We start from the raw sequence: 17,129 nt of genomic DNA, 5'->3' as shown, positions 1-17,129 counted from the left end.
GCCGCCGCTCAGGACAGCATCTCGTAGAGGGTGATCAGGATCTCCAGGACGATGAGCAGGGTGATGTACCACTCCACCCTCAGGGAACGTTTGTTCTGGAGGAGGCTGAGCAGGGTCTCGGCGGTGCGGGAGATGAGCTCGAGCTTGCGCTCCAGGGCCATGTGCCTCTCGCTCAGTTCGTATTCGTCCTCGAGGCGGGCGTAGAGGTGTTCGTGCTCCGGGTTGTCCCAGAGAAGTCCCGGTTTTTCCACGATCTCTACCCGCCCGACCATGCGCCCCTGGATGGAGAGGGTGTCGCCGATGTGGCGCAGCAGATCCCGTCCTCTGGAACCTCCCCGGCCCTTGCGCTGCAGGCTCTCCGCAAGCGGCTCGATGTTCTGGAAGCTTGTCGCCACGCTTTTCTCGTAGTGGGCCAGCACCACGCTCTTGGCCAGCACCTCCGCCACCAACTGCAGGCGTTCGGGGGTGAAGGCGTGCAGGACGATGTCCTGCTCCCCGGTCCCCTCGGGACGCCCGGGGTCTTGCGCCACTTGGGCCTCCTCGCTCTCCGGTTCGGTGAAGGGCCCCTTGAGAAAGGGCGCCAGGTCCTTGAGGAAGGTCACCTCCTCCATCGCGCTCATGCAGAACAGCACCACGCAGCCGTAGCGGAACAACACCGCGCAGCCCGCTTCTCCGGCGGTCACCGTCAGGGGGCCTGAGGCCAGCCGGTGGGTTTTTTCGAAGGCGCGCAGGTCGAGGCGCTCGCCCACGAAGAGGGCGCGGGCCTTGACGCTTTTCTGGTCGTTGAAGGGCAGAGGTGTCATGGCGTGATCCCGGTGGCGGAGGGGGCAGAGGGGTTTTAATAAGTATACCCGACATCGGCCGATTTGCCCCCGGGCTCGGAACGTGCTTATAATGAAGATCGAATTCTCAAGTAAAGGAGGAGCCGCCATGTCCCTGCAGTGGACCGAGGATCTGGCCGTCGGACAGCCCCAGATCGACAGCCAGCACCGGGAGATGTTTCAGAGGTTCGATGCTTTTATGGAGGCCTGCAGCAAGCGCCATGGCCTTGAGCATCTGCGCGAGCTCTTCGCTTTCCTCGATCGGTACGTGGCCGAGCATTTTCAAGCCGAGGAGGCTCTCATGGAGGACCAGGGCTACGCCGACCTGGAGGCCCACCGGCAACAGCACGTCCACTTCCGTCGGCGCCTGGCGGACCTGAGAGACGAACTGGATGCTGCCGGCCCAACGGTACATGTGCTGGTGCATACCAACAAGGTTCTGCTTTTCTGGTTGACCGAGCACATCAAGGCGGAGGACAGGCGCTTCGGCGAGCATCTCAGGAGGAAGGCCGGATCCGTCAGGGCAAACCTCTCGGAGTCCGGCTGACCGGAGACTTCCCCTCGATAGGAAGACCTGCTGAAAAAGAAAGGCGGACCCGCACGGTCCGCCTTTCTGTATTCACGGAGGGGCGGAGGCCCTTTCTTGGCGAGGGCCTCCTGAATTCCCAGCTGTTTCTGAAAGGGCAAGGGAGGGGCTTGGGAGGTCTCCCTTTCGTGCTCTCGGTCGTGGCGCCGCCCGTCAGGACTGGACGAGGAAGGTCACCTTGGCATTGAGCCGGTACTTGATGATCCTGTTGTCCTCCACGATGGCCTGGATGTCCTGAAGGTAGAGGTTCATGATGCCGTCGACGGACCGGGCCGTTTCGATCAGGGCCGCCTCGGCGGCCGCCTCGATGGATTTTCCTTCGGAATGGATTTCGATGACCTTGGCAACAGACATGGTGTCCTCCCTCTTTGGTTAATGGTGACGTTCGGCTTGCTCCTTAACTCCTACCATACGCGGACGCCAATGCAAGAGGGGGAGGGCCTGCCGTGGACCGAGCGGTTCCGGGTGCGACTCAGGGGGCGGGTTGGGCCGGTTCAGGGGCCGGGAACAAGTAAAAAAGGCGACGGCATGACCGCCCTCTTTGTTTCTGGCCGGTCGAGGTGAAGACCCCGGCCGGCCGCTCCCGTTTCACCATCCTTTGTTCCTGCCGGGAAACGGAAATCCTCGATGGGGAACGTGGGGATCACACTCCACCCTCACCTTTATTTCAGCGAACGTTTCTTGGCCCCTTTGGGGGTGATCTCCTCGCAGCTCTCGATCGACCAGACTCCCGAACCCTTACCGACCTTTAGATTGAAGTAGCCGTGGTTGCACATCAGCACTTTGCCGGTTTCGTTGGTTTTTGTGTTCAGGACGGTGTGTTTTTTTCGGTCTCGATGTCCTTACGGGGTTTTTCATCGTCGAAGGTTTGCATGGTGCCTTTCCTCTCTCCTCCTGTGGAAAAAGGTCACCTTCCGTACCACTCTTTAGAACGAAGCGGTTGCGGGGATGGGTGTGAATTTTCTTGCCGGTCCCTGCCTCTTGGCTTACCTTAGGCGGCATGCGGGGTTCGGTCTGGAAAATCGCTTGGCAACTCTTCGTCCCCGGCGGGGTGTTGGCCGCCGCGGCGGTGGTGCTTTTTCACGGAATGCAGCTGCCGGGCCGGGTGCAGGCCTTTCTGCCCTTTTATCCCTTCCTGGTCCTCGGCATCGGCCTTCTTCTCGGGTGGCGTTTCAACCGCAGCCGCCTGGTCTTCGTTCTGCTGTTCCTGGCCCTGGCAGACCGGGCGCTCGCTCTCGGGCTCTCAGGCGAGAGCGGGCGGATCGTCCGGGACGCCGTTGCTCTGCTGCTGCCTCTCAACCTGGCCGTCCTTTCGGCCCTGGTCGAGCGGGGGATATTCACCCCCTCGGGGCTGTTGCGCCTCGGGGCGCTCGCGGCCCAGCCCGTTCTCCTTGCCGGGCTGTACCGTTCGGATTACGCCGAGGTTCCGGAGTGGATACGTCGTCCTCTCGTCGATCTTCCCCTTCTCGAGGGGATTCCCCTGCCCCAATTATCCCTGCTCGCTTTCGCGCTCGGGATGGCCTATCTGCTCGTGCGTTTTCTGCGCCGCCCGGCGGCCTTCGAGGGGGGATTTCTCTGGGCGCTGCCGGCGGCGTGGCTCCCCCTTGCCGGGGGGGTGACCGGGTACACCCTCAGCTGGTGGTTTGCCACGGCCGGCCTGATCCTGGTTGTGGGGGTCGTCGAAACATCCCACCGCATGGCTTTTCGCGACGAACTCACCGGGCTCCCGGGGCGGAGGGCCCTTAGCGAGGCCCTGCTCCGGCTCGGGAGACGCTATACCCTGGCGATGGTCGATATCGACCATTTCAAGAAGGTCAACGACCGTTACGGCCACGATGTGGGCGACCAGGTGCTGAAGATGGTCGCCGTCAGGCTGGCGGCCGTCGGCGGGGGCGGCAGGGCCTTTCGCTATGGCGGGGAGGAATTCACACTCCTCTTTGCCGGCAGGTCGGCCGAGGAGGTCCTGCCCCGCCTGGAGGGGCTCCGGGAGGCGGTCGCCGGATCGGGGTTCGTTGTTCGCCATCGCAGCCGTCCGAAAGACAAGCCCCCGGTCAAGCCGAGCAAGGCGGGGCGGAAAAGGCTTTCCGTCACGGTGAGTATCGGGGTTGCCGAGAGCCAGGGGGAAAAGGTGCCCGCTTCCCAGGTGATCAAGGACGCCGACCGGGCCCTGTACCGGGCAAAAAGCGGTGGCCGCAACCGGGTTCGGAGTTAGAATCCCGTGCCGTTGGTTATTGAATCTTGTTTGGTTGTGCGCCAGCAACAAATAACGATAATGATGATTGGTCGCAGAACAAGGGCCATTGGCTGTCGCAAAAGGGGAACAAGACGAATTTCAGGGTTTTTCTTTGCGGCTTTGCGGCTCGAGTGAGCGAATGCGAACGGGCGAGAAGCCGATTTTGATTACAATCGTCCCTGTCGCTCTGCCCGATGGCAAGTTCCTGCAGCCTGTCGGAGCTCAATGTGAGCGAAGTGCATAACCAGATATTTATTCGGGGGAGACGCCGTTGGAAAGAATACTCGCCATCGAGGACAGCAAGGTCGTTCAGGCCCAGCTTGAAGAGATCCTTCAGGAGCGCTACCGGCTTGACCTCAGGGACGACGGGCCGTCGGGCATTGACGCCGCCCGCCGGGAGCCGCCCGACCTGATCCTGCTCGATATCTACCTGCCGAAAATGGACGGCTACGAGGTCTGCCGCTTGCTGAAACAGGACGAAACGACCCGCGAGGTGCCGGTCGTCTTTATCACGTCCCTCGACGCGGAAGGGGAGAAGGTCAAGGGGTTCGAGGCGGGGGCGGACGACTATATCGTCAAGCCCTTTTATCCAGGCGAGCTGTTGGCGCGGGTGAATCTGCACCTCGCCTCCCGGCGGGAGAAGCGGCTTGCGCTGGATCTCGAACGCTTGAAGCTGCTCCAGGAGATGGCGGTGGCCATCAGCCACGAACTCAACAACCCGCTGACCGCCATCTTCGGCCGCCTGCACCTGGCGGAAAGGGGACTTTCCGGCCATGGAGGAGCGGTCAGGGGGCACCTGGCGGAGATCCGGGAGGAGCTGGGAAAGATCCGCGAAATCGTCGCCAAGCTCGCCAACGCTTCGCGAATGGCGAAGACCGGGTATGTCATGGGGGAGGAGATGATCGATCTGCATGAGATCTAGGCACTCGGGCTCTCCACCTGAAGCCTAGCAGCACTCCTTCTCGATCTGGTCGAGAAGGGCCAGCGCGTCCCGGTCGTCGCATGCTTCGAAAAACTCCCGGATGTTGTTGATGTAGGCGTGGATCAGGAACAGTTCGTCCGGGTTCCCGGGCGTTCCGGCCCTCTCGAGCTTGGTCCTGAACTTTTCCCAGAAGGGGTCGGAATTGGGCGCATCGCCGATGTGCCCCAGCAGCATCGCCATCAGTTTTCTGGAGTTTCCCGTGCAATCGATCCCCGCGAAGGAGACGTAGCGGTCCGTCTTTTTATTCTCTTGGTTCAAATCGTCATCCTTTCGACCGCTCCGCTCAATCGATCCCGTCCAGGCGCAGTGCGAAGGTCAGGTCCATTCCCGCCAGGGGGTGGTTGCCGTCGAGGGTCACCTCTCCCTCACCGACCCGCGTCACCAGCATCACCCTCTCCTTGCCGTCCTTGAACTCGAGGCTCAGCTTCTGGCCGACCTTGATCTCCCTGTCCGCCGGGAACGCCTCGCGCCTCAGGGTCAGGACGTTCTCCTCCCGGCGGGGCCCGTAGGCCTTGTCGGCGGGGAGGAGGATATTCCTCGTCTCGCCTGCCTTCATGCCGACCACTTCCCGTTCAAGGGCCGGGAAGACCTCCTCGGCGCCAATGGTGAAGACCAGGGGGGTCTCGTCGGTGGTGCTGTCGAATATCCGGCCGTTGTCGAGGGTGCCGATGTACTGCACGGTTACCCGGTCGCCGCGTTTCGCCGTTTGCATCGCTTCTTCCTTTCGTCGGCCCGGACCAGGCCTGTCTGTTTTGGTCCATCGGGGAGAATGGGCACCGGCGTTTGCCTCTGGAGCGCGGAGACACGGAGGAGGCTCCGAGGTCTTTGCAGCAGCTTCGCTCACCTCGCCGAAATGACCAGGAACCGTTCGTCGAAATGCCTCTCCAGGATCGGCCGCACCTGCGCCCATTCCAGTCCGCCCCCGCCGCAGCCGGGGCGCGGCACGACGATCCGCTTCCATCCCTTCTGGTTCGCCAGGCTCACCAGCTCCCGGCAGGACTGTTCGATGAGGCGCGGCTCGGCGATGCCGAAGGGGTCGTCCTCCACAGGGAAGCTGACCATGCCGTCTCCCATGTCGTAGACGTGGTTGCCGCCGGAGAGGATCAGCGCTCCGAACCGCTGCGCCAACCCGGGGAATCGGTCCCTGGCCTGGCGGGCGCAGCCGCGCAGCATGACCGCCTCGCCCCGCTTGCTCACCCGGCCGCAGGTGGTGATCGCGAGGATCGCCCTGCCGAGGTGATCCCACAGTTCGCCGCGGATCTCTATCGTCCCGCCGCTGCTCATCCGGCCTGCCGCCGGCAGGCGCCGAGGATTCCCTCCATAGTGCCGAGCAGACAGTCGAAGACCTCTTCCCGGGAGGTGACGAACAGGGGGACATCCTCGTTGAGGACCTCCTCCATGCGGTGCAGCACCTGGCCGTCGATGGTCTCGAGAGCGTTCATCACCGCTTCGAACATGGGGATGACTTCGTAGAGGTCGTCCCGGTCGAAGGGGTTCGGGTCGGGCTTGCCTTTTAATTTGGGCCGTTCGCGGGTTTCTTTTTTCCGGGGGTATCTGAACTGCAGGTCCGAGGGTTTGATTATTATGCCCATGACTCCCCTTTGTGCCTTTCTTTTAAGCAGGCCTTAGCCGCAAGCGGAGCAGCCGCCGCAGGTGCCCTTGATCACCGCTCTGTCGTTCGGCTCCTGGCGGCAGAAGGCCTCCAGGCTCGCCATGCTGACCTGCCAGGTGCCGTCGATGTCGCGACCGCAGAGCAGCCCCCGTTTGATCAGCATGAGCACCTTGAGATGGGTTGTGTGCAGCACCTTGGCCGCCTGCTCGGCGGGCAGCCAACTGGCCTCGAATGTCTTCGCTTTCATCGAATTCTCTCCCTTGTCGCAGAGCTGGGAACAGAAAAGCCCGCGGAGAATATTCCCCGGGGGCTTCGTTGCGGGCAGGGAGCACGGCACTGTGCTCCGGAGATGTCTCAATGAGAAAGCAGGAATCAGGCCAAGAAGTGAGGGGAGGCCTCAAGATGCCGCGGGCCTCGCAAGGCGGTCCCTTTGAGCCGACCGGCCGGGGAGCGCCCTAACCGGCCGCGGAGAATTCCCGGCGGCGTTCGGCGTGGCAGAAGGCATTGATCCGTGCCAGGTTGGAGGCGGTGATCTCGTCAATGCGCACCGCGGCGGAGAAAAGAGGGTGTTGCCGACCGGTGCGCACCACGGTCCCGATGCATTCGACCGTGGCTTGTGGCAGGCGGATGTGCAACCGCAGCCTCTGGTCCATGGCCAGCTCCCGTTCGGATGGGAAATAGACGCCGCCGCCGCTGATGTCTCCCCATCCCCCAAGGACCTCGATCGGTTCGCTCTCCCCCTCCGGGGTGATGAGCCGGAAGCTCAGGAAGAGCCGGGTCTCCACCCGAAAGAAGATCCGTCGGCTGGGGAAGTCCCCCCCGTAGAGCACGGCCAGTCGGAGGCGCCCCCCGTCAAGGACCTCTTCGATGCGGGCGCTCACCGGCGGGTCGCTGCCCTGTCCGGCCAGGGTGACCAGGCAGGGTTTGTCCAGGGCGATGGATTCGAGGGGGAGGGGGCCGGGGAATGCCTCGGCCTCAAAACAGGGGAGACCGGTCGGCCGCGCCCTGCAGGCGACCCGCATGGTTCCTCCCGCCCGTGCGGCAAACTCGATGGCCATCTTCTGCCCGTCCTCCAGGTGTTGCAGATCCTCCAGCGGGTCTCGTGCGTACGCATTCATGCGGGTCCCCTCCTTGCTGCCGGCTTTCCGGTTTGGCGGTTGACAAAAAGCAACCTATTCAGCTCTCAGCAGGCTCCGGCGGTTTCTGTCCAGGCATTCATTTCCATGCCTTCTCCCCACGGCCCCTTTAAAAATGGCGAGCGTCTCCTTTTTTTTATATTAATTAAAGAGGGTTGTCAACGGGAAGCTCCTGTAACCGGTGGAAAAACCGCGCTTTCTTTACATGTTCGGCGTCAAAGGTGTTTCGGGTTACAAGACGATGTTCCAAATTTCCATGGGTGTAATTTTTTTCGATTTTTTTTGTTCACCCGCCGAGGGGAAGGCGTTGTGATTTTGAACCTTTATGCAGGAAAATCTTTTAAAAACAGTATTTTACGAATTTTCGGGTATTGACAGGCCGTTTGTGTGGTCATACCATTGAGCCAGGTTTGGAGCCGTCCCGTGGCGCGGGGCGGCCTGTCCGCAGGGCATAGCAAAAGGAGACCGTCATGGCAAGAAAGCTGAACACCATTTTTCACGATCTGCAAATAGGCCTGAAACAAAATGCCTACCGCACCATGCGCCGCCTGGCTCAGGGTTGGGACCAGCAGGGCCTGCTGCCCCCGGGCCGCTAGGCAGCAGGAGAACCCGGTGCAACTCCGGAGGGGAGGGCGACGATAACGGTTCGCTGGCTCCGGGGCGATGGCGCCGTGATTCGCGCCGGGAAACCCTCCCCCGTATCGGAAGTGTTCAAATGACAACGCCCGACAGCGTAAGCTGCCGGGCGTTTGTATTTGATGCCGGACGGGCAGGGGGGCGCGGGCCGGGGAGTGAAATTCACTCCAATCGCGCAAGGGCTGCTGGAGAAGTGCTCGGCGCTGGCCCACGCCCTTGCGAAGAGTTTGCGTGACCAGAGCTCAAGCATCCCTGCCTCCCTGCCCGTTTCGCAACGTCCGTGATTGCCCCGTTTCAGTCTGTCCTGCAATTTTAACAGGAGGTTCCCCAGGGGAAAGGACACGGCGTTTATGTCGGGGGCCCTGCAAGCCTATTGGCCGGACTCTATCGGTCCGCAAGCCATAGGGCCCTGGACGTTGTAACCCCTCAAGGCAGGCGGGAGATCGTTACGATTCCCAGGTAGCCGTCGACCGTGACCCGGTCTCCCGTGCGGATCCGGAGGGTGGCCTCGGGGACTCCGGTGACGCAGGGAAGGCCGTACTCCCGGGCGATGATGGCACCGTGGATGAGCATGCCGCCGCGCCGCTCGACGATCCCTGCGGCCAGGGGGGCGAGGAAGGTCATGGTGGGATCGATGGCGTCGCAGATCAGGATTTCTCCCGAGCGGAAGGTCCCCATCCCGGCCGCTTCGTCGATCACCCGGGCGCTGCCGGTGGCGACCCCGGGACCTGCGGGCTGGCCCTGCAGCTGGCGGGCCTGTACCTGGCCCAGCCGCGGGGCCTCTCTCGGCGCCGGGCCCGGCCCCCCCTCTTCGGCCGGAAACAGTCCTTCCAGGGCCGGAACCGGCTTGGCTGCCAGGCGCCGGCGGGCCTCGTCCTCGGCTGCGGCGAGCTGGGTGTGGATCTTCCCGAGGCTGATGTTGTCGTCGTCGCGCAACCTGTAGCTGGCCCTGGCCAGGTCGAGCACCTCCTCGGCCATGGTCCGCTGCTCCCCTTCGAACTTCTCCAGAAACGCTCTCCGCAGTCGTTCGGGAGAGGTCTTTTCCGCGGCGCTGTCTCCTCCGGCGGCCGGGGCAAGCTCCAGGATCAGGGGGGCGAGGCGGAGGCGCAGGGCGACGGCTTCGGTTGCGCCGGGAAGGAGACCGAAGAATTCAGCCAGCAGCCGCTCCAGCTGCTCTTCCAGGGGGCCCGGCCAGGGCTGCTCCGGAGTCCTGCGCAGGTGCTCGGCCCATTCGGGGCGGTGGCGCAGGGCGGCGGCCATCTGCTCGAGGCCGCGGTTGCGATCGACGGCCCGCATCCCCGTCCCCCCCAGCAGGGCCAGGAAGTCGAAGGGATCCTCGGGGTGCAGGGCGTCGTTGAAGAAGGTTCCGAAGAGGCGGACGCCGTGGGCCATGGGGATGCACTTGTCGCGGTAGGTCTCCTCCCACCCCGCCACGATCTGCCGGCGGCGGCCGATTTCCGCAGCGAGCTCCCGGTCGGGAAGCCCGGCCGGGTCGATCACGGCCAGGGCCGCGGCCTCGGTTTCCATCCGCGGCAGCAGCTCCTCCTCGATGCTGCGGCGGAGCCGGCGCAGGTTTTCCACGCTGCGGTGCAGGCTCAGGTACCAGCGGCGGGAATCGTCCCCGGCGGCGGTGGTGATCGGTCGGGCCTGGAGCAGGATCAGCTCCTCGCCGCGGAGGGTCCACTCCACGTCCTGGGGGCGGCCGGAGAGGGCTTCCAGGTCCCGCGCCGCGGCGGCGACCCGCAGCACCTCCCCATCGGCCAGGGGCGCCATGGATGACTGCGCCGGGGGCAGGGGTTCGCTCCTCACCCCGCCGGGGCCGGGCCGCAGGGCCGCCTCCCGGGAAGGGGCGCGGCGGGCGACGATGGTTTCGCCGTGCTCCACCTCCCAGTGGTCGGGTTCCACGCTGCCGTCCACCAGGCCCTGGTTGAGGCCCCAGACCGCCTCGACCACGGCGCGCTCCCCGCCATCGGGGGCGCGGCTGAAGGCCACCCCGGAGCGCTCCCCCTCCGCCAGTTCCTGGACCAGCACGGCCATGGAGCTGCGTTCCACGGCCAAACCCAGCTCCTGGCGGTAGAGCAGGGCCCGGTCCGACCACAGGGAGGCCCACACCTTGCGCACCCCCCCGAGGATCTCCTCTGTCCCCCGGAGGTTGACGAAGGAGTCGTGCAGGCCGGCGAAGGAGGCCCCCGGAGCGTCCTCCCCCGGGGCCGAGGAGCGCACCACCACCGCCTTCCCGGCGAAGGGGGCCAGGGCCGCAGCGGCCTGTTTCCCCAACTCCTTCGGCAGGGGGGTGGTGAGGAACAGGGCGCGGATGCGCAGGGAGGCGTCCCACAACTCCTCCCAGCGCATTTCGGACATCTCCTTGCGCCCCAGTTCCATGCCGATGCGGTCCCCCAGGCCGGTCTGCCGCAGGTAGCGGCGGTAGAGTCCGATCGTCAGGCAGAGGGCGGGGGGGACCGAATGGCCTGACTTGAGGAGGAGGGAGAGGGCCCATGCCTTGCCTCCGACGAGGGGGCGTTGGCGCGGTGCGATCTGATCGAGGGACAGGGCCCAGTTCACGGTTCCAGGCACAGTTCCTCCACCTCCTGGAAGCGGCGGACCAGGCAGTAGCGCCGGACCGCGACCCGCAACAGGGTACAGCTGGGTGAGGCGACGAATTCGCGCAGGTAGGGGTGTCTGGCCAGGTAGAGCGGGAGGAGGGCCTCCCGTTCGGGGGCGGAGGCCTCGACGGCCGTGCCGAGGGCGGTGACCGCGGCCGCCTCGCGGAAGTCGGCGGCGCTCCCGGTGCGGCTGTCGACCAGGAGGGAAACCCGGGGGTCGGCCTCGAGGTTGGCGAACTTGCGGGTTGCGCTGGTGGTGGCGAAGACCAGGTGGCGCAGGTCGTCGCTGGCGGCGAAGGCTACCAGGGTGGTGTAGGGGTGGCCCTCCAGGCTGGTGGCCAGCACTCCCAGTCTCTGCCCCTCGAGCAGTTCCCGAACGGCTTCCTCCATGACCTTTTCCTCCTTCGGGTGGAGGCTCATCTTTTCGCCCTTTCGGCCAGGCGGGCGATGCGGCCCGCGGCAAGGCGGCAGACCGCGGCATAAGGAGCGGCCCAGAGGGGGACGATGAAGACTAGGCGGCAGCGGCCCCGGCCCTGTGGTTCTACCCGGTGGCCTGTGGCCGGCACCCCCGCCACCTTCCAGGCCCAGGATCGTCCGGGTTCGAAGGCGGTGACGGTGAAGGTGAGCCACACCCCCAGGGGGGTGCGCACCGCTCCCCGGCTTCCGCCGCGGATGTTTCGCTCGGAGCAGCGCACCTCCGCCACCGACGGTCCCCAGCGGGGCCACTGGCGGGTGTCGGTGAGCAGCGCCCAGACCGCCGTGGCGGGTGCGGAGATGTCGCGGGTGATCTCGATGCCGGCCATGGCTTCTCCTCCCTTTAAGCCTAGACCCTCGGGGGAAAGATGCAAAGTCGGCCCCGCTTTTCTGCTACAGTTGGCAGGAGATGTTGCGCTTCGGCCTGTGCTGCATATTCCGAGAGGAACCGATCCGCTTTCGGGCGACCACCGCCAAGGCTTTGCTGAGCCTCGACCGACGCGCCCGGCTGGCGAAGCTGTCGCGGCTGGCAATGGAGAACGCCTCCAGCCTCCTGGCGGCGCTGGAGGCGGTGCGACGCCTCGGTTTCGGCGCCTTCCGGGTCCTCTCCCCCCTGCTGCCCCGCTATACCCATCCCGAGGTCGGCTACCGCTTGGAGGACCTGCCCGGTGGGGATGCGATCACCGCCAAGCTGAGAGAGGCCGCCGCCTTCCGGGCGCTCCACGACCTGCGTCTGAGCTTCCACCCGGACCAGTTCGTGGTCCTCAGCTCCCCGCGCCCCGAGGTTGTTGAACGCTCCCTGGCGGAACTGGAGTACCAGGGACTGATGGCCGAACTCGTCGGCGCCGAAACCATCACCCTCCACGGTGGCGGCGGCTACGGCGACAAGGGCCAGGCCCTGGCCAGGTGGCGGAAGCACTTCGCCGAACTCTCGCCCGGGGTGCGCGGCCGCCTGGCCCTGGAAAACGACGACGTTACCTACACGGTGCGCGACCTGCTGCCGGCCTGCGAGGCTCTCGGAGTCCCGCTTGTCTACGACGTCCACCACCACCGCTGCAATCCAGACGGGCTTTCCGTCGCCGAGGCCACGGCCCTGGCCGCCGCCACCTGGCGGGAGGCCGGCCGCGAGCCGTGGTTTCACGTCTCCTCCCCCAGGAACGGCTGGGGGGGGAACGCCCCCAAACCCCACGCCGACTATCTCGACCCCTCTGATTTCCCGACGGAGTGGCTGGGGCTGGATGCGACGGTGGACGTGGAGGCCAAGGCCAAGGAACTGGCGGTGGCGCGGCTGATGAAGGAACTGGGGGCGGAGCCCTGGATGGGAAAGGGGAGGGGGGGATGAGCCGGGCAGGCCGTGGACGCAGACGGTTCGACTCTTCCGGCCCGGCCCCGGGACGCGATACCCTGGCCAGGCGGCCGCGTCCGTGTTATCCTGCATCTTCCGATTGAGCGTGACCAGATTCCCGTCATTCCCGATGTTCTCTATGGAAGCCTTCGATCCGCAGATGTGCAGTCAGTGCCGGGGGCTGTGCTGTCAAAGCCACCCCGGCGTTTGGGCCGATCCTCACCGCTTCGCCTCGATCTTCTTCGGGGGCGAGCGGGTCGTTCTCGAACGCCTGCGCCGGGAACTGCCCGAGCTGGGGCTGACCCTTCGGGATTACAGCGGGGTGCCCGTCCCGGCGCCCCAGCCCGGCCCCGGGGGATGCTCCCTCCTCTCGGAGCAGGGCTGCAGCCTCTCCCCCGAACAGCGTCCCTGTCAGTGCCTGGCTCTGATTCCTTCCATCGAGACCCTTCTCGACGGGGAGGTCCGCTGTCATCTGCCGGGCCCTTATACCTACGGGGCGGTCCGGGAGCGTTGGAGGGCCTACTGGGCGGTGTCGGCTTGATCCCTTCCCTGCGGAAAAAATCCTTATTGAAGACCGGGGAGTATGTTATGTTGGGGGGACTTTTTCATGAGGCTGACTGGCCGAGGGGAGGGGGGCGCCCCGGCCCGATCTGGCCATCGATGTGCGGGAGGGACCGATGCAATTGCGTGTTTTGGGGTGCGGCGGGGCAGAGCTTCCATACAGCCGGCCGCCGGCATTCCTTCTCGATGGTTCGTTGCTGCTCGATGCGGGCACGGTCGGGGCGGTCCTCGATGAGCATGAGCAATGCGACATCAACCACGTCCTGCTCACCCACGCCCATCTCGATCATACCCGGGCCCTGCCTTTTCTCGCGGACAACCTGAACCTGTGTCGCTGGCCCAAGACCCTTGAGGTCCACGGCAGTGCCGACTGCCTGCAGGCGGTCCAGACCCACCTGATGAACAACGTGATCTGGCCCGATTTTTCCACGCTCGGCCTGATCGGCAATCCGGCCATCGCCTACCGGGAGTTGTGCGAGGGCCAGACGGTGCACCTCGATTCCTTCGAGGTGACGGCCTACCCCGTGAACCACGTCGTTCCGGCGCAGGGCTACCTGGTACGCAAGGGGGGCAAGTCCATCCTCTATACCGGCGACACCGGTCCCTCCGAAGAAATATGGAAGGGCGCGGCGGACCTGTCCCTGCTCTTGGCCGAGGTGTCCTTTCCCAACGACATGGAGGACGTGGCGCGCCTGACCGGCCACCTGACCCCGCGCCTGCTGGTCGAGTAACTGAACAAGATGGAAACCCTGCCGCCCCGCATCCTCGCAACCCACCTCAAGCCGCTCTTTCGCGAGGCCATCGCCGCGGAAGTCCGCGCCCTGGGCATTCCTCAGATGGAACTGGCGGAGGATGGAGCGGTTTACGAACTGTAGGGGGGACTCAGAGGCCTCTGACCGTGTCCCGGCTGGATTGCTTGGCCTCGTACATGGCCTGGTCGGCGAGCCGGATGAGGTCTTCCTTGCCTCCGGCGTCTTCGGGGAAGGAGGCGATTCCGAAGCTGGCCGTCACTTCGACGGGGCTGCCGTCTTCGGTGAGGAACTCGAGGGTCCGGATCTTGCGACGCAGCTTGGTGGCCACTTCGAAGGCCCCCTGCTTGGGGGTGGCAGGGAGGATGAGGACGAATTCGTCGCCGCCGTAGCGGGCAGCCCGGTCGACCCTGCGGATGGATCCTTTGAGCAGGTCTCCGATCTCGGCGAGCAGCTTGCTGCCGGACCGGTGACCGTAGGTGTCGTTGACGGTCTTGAAATGGTCAAGGTCGAAAAAGACCAGCGACAGGTCGCTACCCACGCGGGCGCTTCGCTCGATCTCGTATTCGAGAAGAGAGTGGAAGTGGCGGGCGTTGAACAGCCCCGTCAGGTCGTCTGTGACTGCCAGGTCGCTGATCTTTTCGAAGTTGCGGGCGTTTTCGATGGCGATGGCTACGAAATCGGCGATCGAGGAAAGGATGGAGAGGTCGGCCTTTCCGAATTCCCCCTCTCCGAGGGGGTTGATGAGCTGGATGACCCCGAGACTTCTTTCCTTGCTCTTGATCGGGACGCAGACGACTGAGTGAGTGGAAAAGGAGACCGCCCGGTCCACCTCGCGGGCGAAGCGGGGATCCTTCTGCACGTCGTTGACCAGCACCGGCTCCCCGTGCTTCGCAACCCACCCGGCGATGCCCTCGCCCGGGTGGAGCCGAATCGCCCGGAGTTGTTATGCGGCCGGGGAAACCGCGATCTCGAAGGTGAGTTCGCCGCTCGCTTCGTCAACCAGGAGCAGGGACCAGATCCGGCACCGAAGGAGGCCTCCCACCTTTTCCATGACGGTGCGGAGGATCTCATCGAGTTGGAGGGTCGATGTGAGGACCTTGCCCACCTCCAGGAGGGTCTTCAGTTCGTCGTTCCGCCGCTGCAGGACCGCGAGGCGGGAACGGTTGTCGTCGATACCTTTCATGAGTTTCATCCGTTGCTCGGTTAGGCCTTCTTCTTATTCCTCGGCACTGATCCTGCAAAACATAAGCAGATAATGAGGCGGAAGGGTGCCGGGCCGTTAAAAAGGTCAAGATAACGACACCCCCCGGTTCTCGGTTGCGGGGCAGGGGTATTCTAAACCCTGTGGCTCGTTTCGCCAAGGAATTGTTCAAAACCGGGTTGAAGGCCGAGGGCTGACCCTCTCGGAAGGCCCTTCGGACTCCCTGCAGGAAGGGGTCAGGGGGCGCGCCCCATAGAACTCTGGTGCAATTGTGGACAAGCTGTGCCGCATCTGTCTTTTGCTCACCGCCGGGACCGTCTTCCTGGTCATCCTCCTCTATTACCTGCAGACGGGTCTTTTGGAGAGCATCGAGGCCAAGACCTTCGATCTGCGCCTGCAGACCCTGCGGGACGGGCGGCCCCCCTCGGACAAGCTGGCCATTGTCGCCATCGACGAGAAGAGCATCGAGGCGCTGGGACGTTTCCCGTGGTCCCGCAGTCATTTCAGCCGGTTTCTTGACGCCGCCGCGACGGCCGGGGCCCAGGCGGTCCTTTTCGATGTGCTCTTTCTCGAGGGGCAGAGTCCCGAGGTGGACCGGGAACTGGCCGACGCCATCCGACGCTCGGACATGACGACCCTGGCGGCTGCCGTCGAATTCGCACCCGACGGCGGCGTTTCGGCTGTCCGGCGGACCTTTCCGATCCTCGGCCGGGCCGCCCGGCGTTCGGCTCACATCAACATCCTTCCGGACGAGGACGGCGTGACCCGCTGGACCCCCCTGCTCCTTCCGACGGGGGACGGCTACCTTCCCTCCCTGGGGCTGGCGACGGCCATGGACGCCCTGGGCGTGCGCCTGTTCGAGGTCGGGGAGTACGAGGTGCGGGTCGGCGACCGGATCATTCCCACCGACGGTCAGCATCGCATGCTCATCGACTACACCGGGCCGCCCGGGGCCTATCCGCGCTACTCCCTGGTGGACGTCCTGGAGGGCCGGGTCGGGCAGGAGGAGCTGCGTGGCAGGGTCCTGCTGGTGGGCGCGACGGCACTTGGGCTGCTCGACATGCGGGTCACCCCATTCTCCAATAACAGCCCCGGGGTGGAGCTCAACGCCAACGTGGCCGACACCATCCTGCGGGGCGACTATCTGCGCAGGGGGGGGATGGAGGCCCTTCTCGACCTGCTGCTCATTGTCGGTCTCGGTTTTGCGGTCTCGGTGGTCTCCTTCCGCTTCCGGGTGGCGGTGGCCTTCCCCGTCACCGTTCTGATCGCCGTCGCCTGCGTCCTGCTCGTCGGCGAGGCGTTCGTAGCCGGGCGCTGGTTGAGCCTTGTCTACCCCCTTCTTGCCGTCACCCTGGTCTACGCCCTCATTTCCTATCTGCGGTTCATGCTTCAGGACCGCCGGGCGGCGGCGGTCCGCGCCATGTTCTCCAGCTATGTTTCCAAGAAGGTGGTCGACCAGTTGGTGAAAAACCCCGAACTCGCACGGGTCGGAGGCGACAGCAAGGTTGTCACGATCCTGTTCGCCGATATCCGCAACTACACTTCCTACAGCGAAAAGCGCACTCCCCGCCAGGTGGTCAGGATCCTCAACGAATACCTGGCGGCGATGACCGAGGTGGTCCTGGAGCACGACGGGACCGTGGACAAGTTCATGGGGGACGGCATCCTCGCCTACTGGGGCGCCCCCCTGGAGCAGGAGAACCACGCCGAGCTGGCGGCCCGCTGCGCCCTGAAGATGCTCGAGCGCCTCAAGTCCCTGCAGAAGCGCTGGGGCCAGTCCGGGCAGGAGCCTCTCGAGTGCGGCATCGGCCTCAACTCCGGCGAGGTGATCGCCGGCAACATCGGCGCCCAGGGCAAGAAGGTGGAGTACACCGTCATCGGCTACACCGTCAATCTCGCCTTTCGCATCCAGAGCGAGGGCCGGGAGCGGAACCGTCCCGTGATCACGGCGTCCACCTTCGAAAATATCCGCCACATGGCGCATTGCGAACCGATGCCGGCGGTCCGGGTCAAGGGCAAGCAGGACCCGGTGCCCCTCTATGCCCTGCTCGGCCTTCAGTCCGAGGCGCTTCCCGCGCGCGGTGCGGCGGTGCGAACGGCGTGAAGAATGAGAAAATTTGCGACTTGGTCTTCTGTAACAGACAACTGTCCCATCCGCCGGGCGCCTCGGGACCTTCCCGATGCCCG

General features: G+C 64.8%; 22 protein-coding genes. 9 read left to right on the top strand and 13 right to left on the bottom strand.

The window, feature by feature from the left end; genetic code table 11:
- Nucleotides 1-8 precede the first annotated feature (8 nt).
- On the bottom strand, nucleotides 9-803 hold the full coding sequence (locus C0617_RS00320) for an RMD1 family protein (protein WP_291315023.1): 795 nt from the start codon (nucleotides 801-803) through the stop codon (nucleotides 9-11).
- Nucleotides 804-930: 127 nt separating this feature from the next.
- On the opposite strand from C0617_RS00320, the gene C0617_RS00315 reads away from it, so the two are divergent.
- Nucleotides 931-1,368: a bacteriohemerythrin gene (locus C0617_RS00315; protein ID WP_291315022.1), complete on the top strand. Its 438-nt coding sequence runs from the start codon at nucleotides 931-933 to the stop codon at nucleotides 1,366-1,368.
- Between the two features lie 192 nt (nucleotides 1,369-1,560).
- Here C0617_RS00315 and C0617_RS00310 read toward each other — a convergent pair whose 3' ends face one another.
- Nucleotides 1,561-1,761: a dodecin domain-containing protein gene (locus C0617_RS00310; RefSeq protein WP_291315021.1), complete on the bottom strand. Its 201-nt coding sequence runs from the start codon at nucleotides 1,759-1,761 to the stop codon at nucleotides 1,561-1,563.
- Between the two features lie 646 nt (nucleotides 1,762-2,407).
- Here C0617_RS00310 and C0617_RS00305 point away from each other — a divergent pair.
- The gene (locus C0617_RS00305) at nucleotides 2,408-3,619 is read left to right on the top strand and encodes a GGDEF domain-containing protein (protein ID WP_291315020.1); all 1,212 of its coding nucleotides are present in this window, start codon (nucleotides 2,408-2,410) and stop codon (nucleotides 3,617-3,619) included.
- Between the two features lie 292 nt (nucleotides 3,620-3,911).
- Nucleotides 3,912-4,562 (top strand): response regulator, encoded by a 651-nt coding sequence (locus C0617_RS00300; protein WP_291315019.1) that lies wholly within the window; start codon nucleotides 3,912-3,914, stop codon nucleotides 4,560-4,562.
- Between the two features lie 24 nt (nucleotides 4,563-4,586).
- On the opposite strand, the gene cowN is transcribed toward C0617_RS00300, so the two are convergent.
- The 6 genes from cowN to C0617_RS00270 form a co-directional block, all read right to left on the bottom strand.
- Nucleotides 4,587-4,880: a N(2)-fixation sustaining protein CowN gene (gene cowN, locus C0617_RS00295; protein ID WP_291315018.1), complete on the bottom strand. Its 294-nt coding sequence runs from the start codon at nucleotides 4,878-4,880 to the stop codon at nucleotides 4,587-4,589.
- Nucleotides 4,881-4,905: 25 nt separating this feature from the next.
- On the bottom strand, nucleotides 4,906-5,334 hold the full coding sequence (locus tag C0617_RS00290) for an FKBP-type peptidyl-prolyl cis-trans isomerase (RefSeq protein ID WP_291315017.1): 429 nt from the start codon (nucleotides 5,332-5,334) through the stop codon (nucleotides 4,906-4,908).
- 128 nt (nucleotides 5,335-5,462) lie between these two features.
- Nucleotides 5,463-5,906, bottom strand: a complete 444-nt coding sequence (locus tag C0617_RS00285; protein ID WP_291315016.1) for an ADP-ribose-binding protein — start codon at nucleotides 5,904-5,906, stop codon at nucleotides 5,463-5,465.
- Complete coding sequence (locus C0617_RS00280) at nucleotides 5,903-6,214, bottom strand: hypothetical protein (protein WP_291315015.1); 312 nt, start codon at nucleotides 6,212-6,214, stop codon at nucleotides 5,903-5,905. The genes C0617_RS00285 and C0617_RS00280 overlap by 4 nt, the downstream gene beginning before the upstream one ends.
- A gap of 33 nt (nucleotides 6,215-6,247) precedes the next feature.
- Nucleotides 6,248-6,481, bottom strand: a complete 234-nt coding sequence (locus C0617_RS00275) for a hypothetical protein (protein ID WP_291315014.1) — start codon at nucleotides 6,479-6,481, stop codon at nucleotides 6,248-6,250.
- Nucleotides 6,482-6,689: 208 nt separating this feature from the next.
- Entirely contained in the window at nucleotides 6,690-7,352 is a 663-nt protein-coding gene (locus C0617_RS00270; RefSeq protein WP_291315013.1) for a PilZ domain-containing protein, read from the bottom strand.
- A gap of 488 nt (nucleotides 7,353-7,840) precedes the next feature.
- On the opposite strand from C0617_RS00270, the gene C0617_RS00265 reads away from it, so the two are divergent.
- Entirely contained in the window at nucleotides 7,841-7,966 is a 126-nt protein-coding gene (locus C0617_RS00265; RefSeq protein WP_291315012.1) for a hypothetical protein, read from the top strand.
- Between the two features lie 466 nt (nucleotides 7,967-8,432).
- Here C0617_RS00265 and C0617_RS00260 read toward each other — a convergent pair whose 3' ends face one another.
- The 3 genes from C0617_RS00260 to C0617_RS00250 are packed head-to-tail and all read right to left on the bottom strand — an operon-like array spanning nucleotide 8,433 to nucleotide 11,412.
- A complete protein-coding gene (locus C0617_RS00260) occupies nucleotides 8,433-10,580 on the bottom strand; it encodes a PEP/pyruvate-binding domain-containing protein (protein ID WP_291315011.1) in 2,148 nt (715 codons plus the stop codon).
- A complete protein-coding gene (locus C0617_RS00255) occupies nucleotides 10,565-10,999 on the bottom strand; it encodes a pyridoxamine 5'-phosphate oxidase family protein (RefSeq protein WP_291315010.1) in 435 nt (144 codons plus the stop codon). The genes C0617_RS00260 and C0617_RS00255 overlap by 16 nt, the downstream gene beginning before the upstream one ends.
- A gap of 26 nt (nucleotides 11,000-11,025) precedes the next feature.
- On the bottom strand, nucleotides 11,026-11,412 hold the full coding sequence (locus C0617_RS00250) for an SRPBCC family protein (RefSeq protein WP_291315009.1): 387 nt from the start codon (nucleotides 11,410-11,412) through the stop codon (nucleotides 11,026-11,028).
- A gap of 80 nt (nucleotides 11,413-11,492) precedes the next feature.
- Here C0617_RS00250 and uvsE point away from each other — a divergent pair, with 80 nt between their 5' ends.
- The 4 genes from uvsE (at nucleotide 11,493) to C0617_RS00230 (ending at nucleotide 13,864) form a co-directional block, all read left to right on the top strand.
- Nucleotides 11,493-12,425 carry a UV DNA damage repair endonuclease UvsE gene (gene uvsE, locus C0617_RS00245; protein WP_291315008.1) on the top strand — a complete coding sequence of 311 codons (933 nt, stop codon included), beginning with the start codon at nucleotides 11,493-11,495 and terminating at the stop codon, nucleotides 12,423-12,425.
- Nucleotides 12,426-12,567: 142 nt separating this feature from the next.
- Nucleotides 12,568-12,969: a hypothetical protein gene (locus C0617_RS00240; protein ID WP_291315007.1), complete on the top strand. Its 402-nt coding sequence runs from the start codon at nucleotides 12,568-12,570 to the stop codon at nucleotides 12,967-12,969.
- Nucleotides 12,970-13,105: 136 nt separating this feature from the next.
- On the top strand, nucleotides 13,106-13,720 hold the full coding sequence (locus tag C0617_RS00235; RefSeq protein WP_291315006.1) for a 3',5'-cyclic-nucleotide phosphodiesterase: 615 nt from the start codon (nucleotides 13,106-13,108) through the stop codon (nucleotides 13,718-13,720).
- 9 nt (nucleotides 13,721-13,729) lie between these two features.
- On the top strand, nucleotides 13,730-13,864 hold the full coding sequence (locus C0617_RS00230) for a hypothetical protein (protein ID WP_291315005.1): 135 nt from the start codon (nucleotides 13,730-13,732) through the stop codon (nucleotides 13,862-13,864).
- Between the two features lie 7 nt (nucleotides 13,865-13,871).
- Here the strand turns inward: C0617_RS00230 and C0617_RS00225 are convergent, their stop codons facing one another.
- Together C0617_RS00225 and C0617_RS00220 are read right to left on the bottom strand one after the other, a co-directional pair.
- A complete protein-coding gene (locus C0617_RS00225) occupies nucleotides 13,872-14,672 on the bottom strand; it encodes a sensor domain-containing diguanylate cyclase (protein WP_291315057.1) in 801 nt (266 codons plus the stop codon).
- Nucleotides 14,673-14,684: 12 nt separating this feature from the next.
- Entirely contained in the window at nucleotides 14,685-14,924 is a 240-nt protein-coding gene (locus C0617_RS00220; RefSeq protein ID WP_291315004.1) for a hypothetical protein, read from the bottom strand.
- A 289-nt stretch (nucleotides 14,925-15,213) separates the two neighbouring features.
- On the opposite strand from C0617_RS00220, the gene C0617_RS00215 reads away from it, so the two are divergent.
- The gene (locus C0617_RS00215) at nucleotides 15,214-17,046 is read left to right on the top strand and encodes an adenylate/guanylate cyclase domain-containing protein (protein WP_291315003.1); all 1,833 of its coding nucleotides are present in this window, start codon (nucleotides 15,214-15,216) and stop codon (nucleotides 17,044-17,046) included.
- The last annotated feature ends 83 nt before the right edge of the window (nucleotides 17,047-17,129 follow it).

The sequence above is a fragment of the Desulfuromonas sp. genome (assembly GCF_002868845.1).
Lineage (GTDB): Bacteria > Desulfobacterota > Desulfuromonadia > Desulfuromonadales > BM501 > BM501.
The sequence above is the reverse complement of the archived record's forward strand: the minus strand, read 5'-3'. Positions and strand labels throughout refer to the sequence as shown.

Bases quoted from the DNA above. Each gene is read 5' to 3' on its own strand.
- C0617_RS00250 (WP_291315009.1), bottom strand. From the start codon at position 11,412: ATGGCCGGCATCGAGATCACCCGCGACATCTCCGCACCCGCCACGGCG.
- C0617_RS00315 (WP_291315022.1), top strand. From the start codon at position 931: ATGTCCCTGCAGTGGACCGAGGATCTGGCCGTCGGACAGCCCCAGATC.
- C0617_RS00280 (WP_291315015.1), bottom strand. From the start codon at position 6,214: ATGGGCATAATAATCAAACCCTCGGACCTGCAGTTCAGATACCCCCGG.
- C0617_RS00230 (WP_291315005.1), top strand. From the start codon at position 13,730: ATGGAAACCCTGCCGCCCCGCATCCTCGCAACCCACCTCAAGCCGCTC.
- C0617_RS00275 (WP_291315014.1), bottom strand. From the start codon at position 6,481: ATGAAAGCGAAGACATTCGAGGCCAGTTGGCTGCCCGCCGAGCAGGCG.
- C0617_RS00240 (WP_291315007.1), top strand. From the start codon at position 12,568: ATGGAAGCCTTCGATCCGCAGATGTGCAGTCAGTGCCGGGGGCTGTGC.
- C0617_RS00290 (WP_291315017.1), bottom strand. From the start codon at position 5,334: ATGCAAACGGCGAAACGCGGCGACCGGGTAACCGTGCAGTACATCGGC.
- C0617_RS00220 (WP_291315004.1), bottom strand. From the start codon at position 14,924: ATGAAAGGTATCGACGACAACCGTTCCCGCCTCGCGGTCCTGCAGCGG.
- C0617_RS00235 (WP_291315006.1), top strand. From the start codon at position 13,106: ATGCAATTGCGTGTTTTGGGGTGCGGCGGGGCAGAGCTTCCATACAGC.
- uvsE (WP_291315008.1), top strand. From the start codon at position 11,493: ATGTTGCGCTTCGGCCTGTGCTGCATATTCCGAGAGGAACCGATCCGC.
- C0617_RS00305 (WP_291315020.1), top strand. From the start codon at position 2,408: ATGCGGGGTTCGGTCTGGAAAATCGCTTGGCAACTCTTCGTCCCCGGC.
- C0617_RS00265 (WP_291315012.1), top strand. From the start codon at position 7,841: ATGGCAAGAAAGCTGAACACCATTTTTCACGATCTGCAAATAGGCCTG.
- C0617_RS00270 (WP_291315013.1), bottom strand. From the start codon at position 7,352: ATGAATGCGTACGCACGAGACCCGCTGGAGGATCTGCAACACCTGGAG.
- C0617_RS00310 (WP_291315021.1), bottom strand. From the start codon at position 1,761: ATGTCTGTTGCCAAGGTCATCGAAATCCATTCCGAAGGAAAATCCATC.
- C0617_RS00255 (WP_291315010.1), bottom strand. From the start codon at position 10,999: ATGGAGGAAGCCGTTCGGGAACTGCTCGAGGGGCAGAGACTGGGAGTG.
- C0617_RS00285 (WP_291315016.1), bottom strand. From the start codon at position 5,906: ATGAGCAGCGGCGGGACGATAGAGATCCGCGGCGAACTGTGGGATCAC.
- C0617_RS00320 (WP_291315023.1), bottom strand. From the start codon at position 803: ATGACACCTCTGCCCTTCAACGACCAGAAAAGCGTCAAGGCCCGCGCC.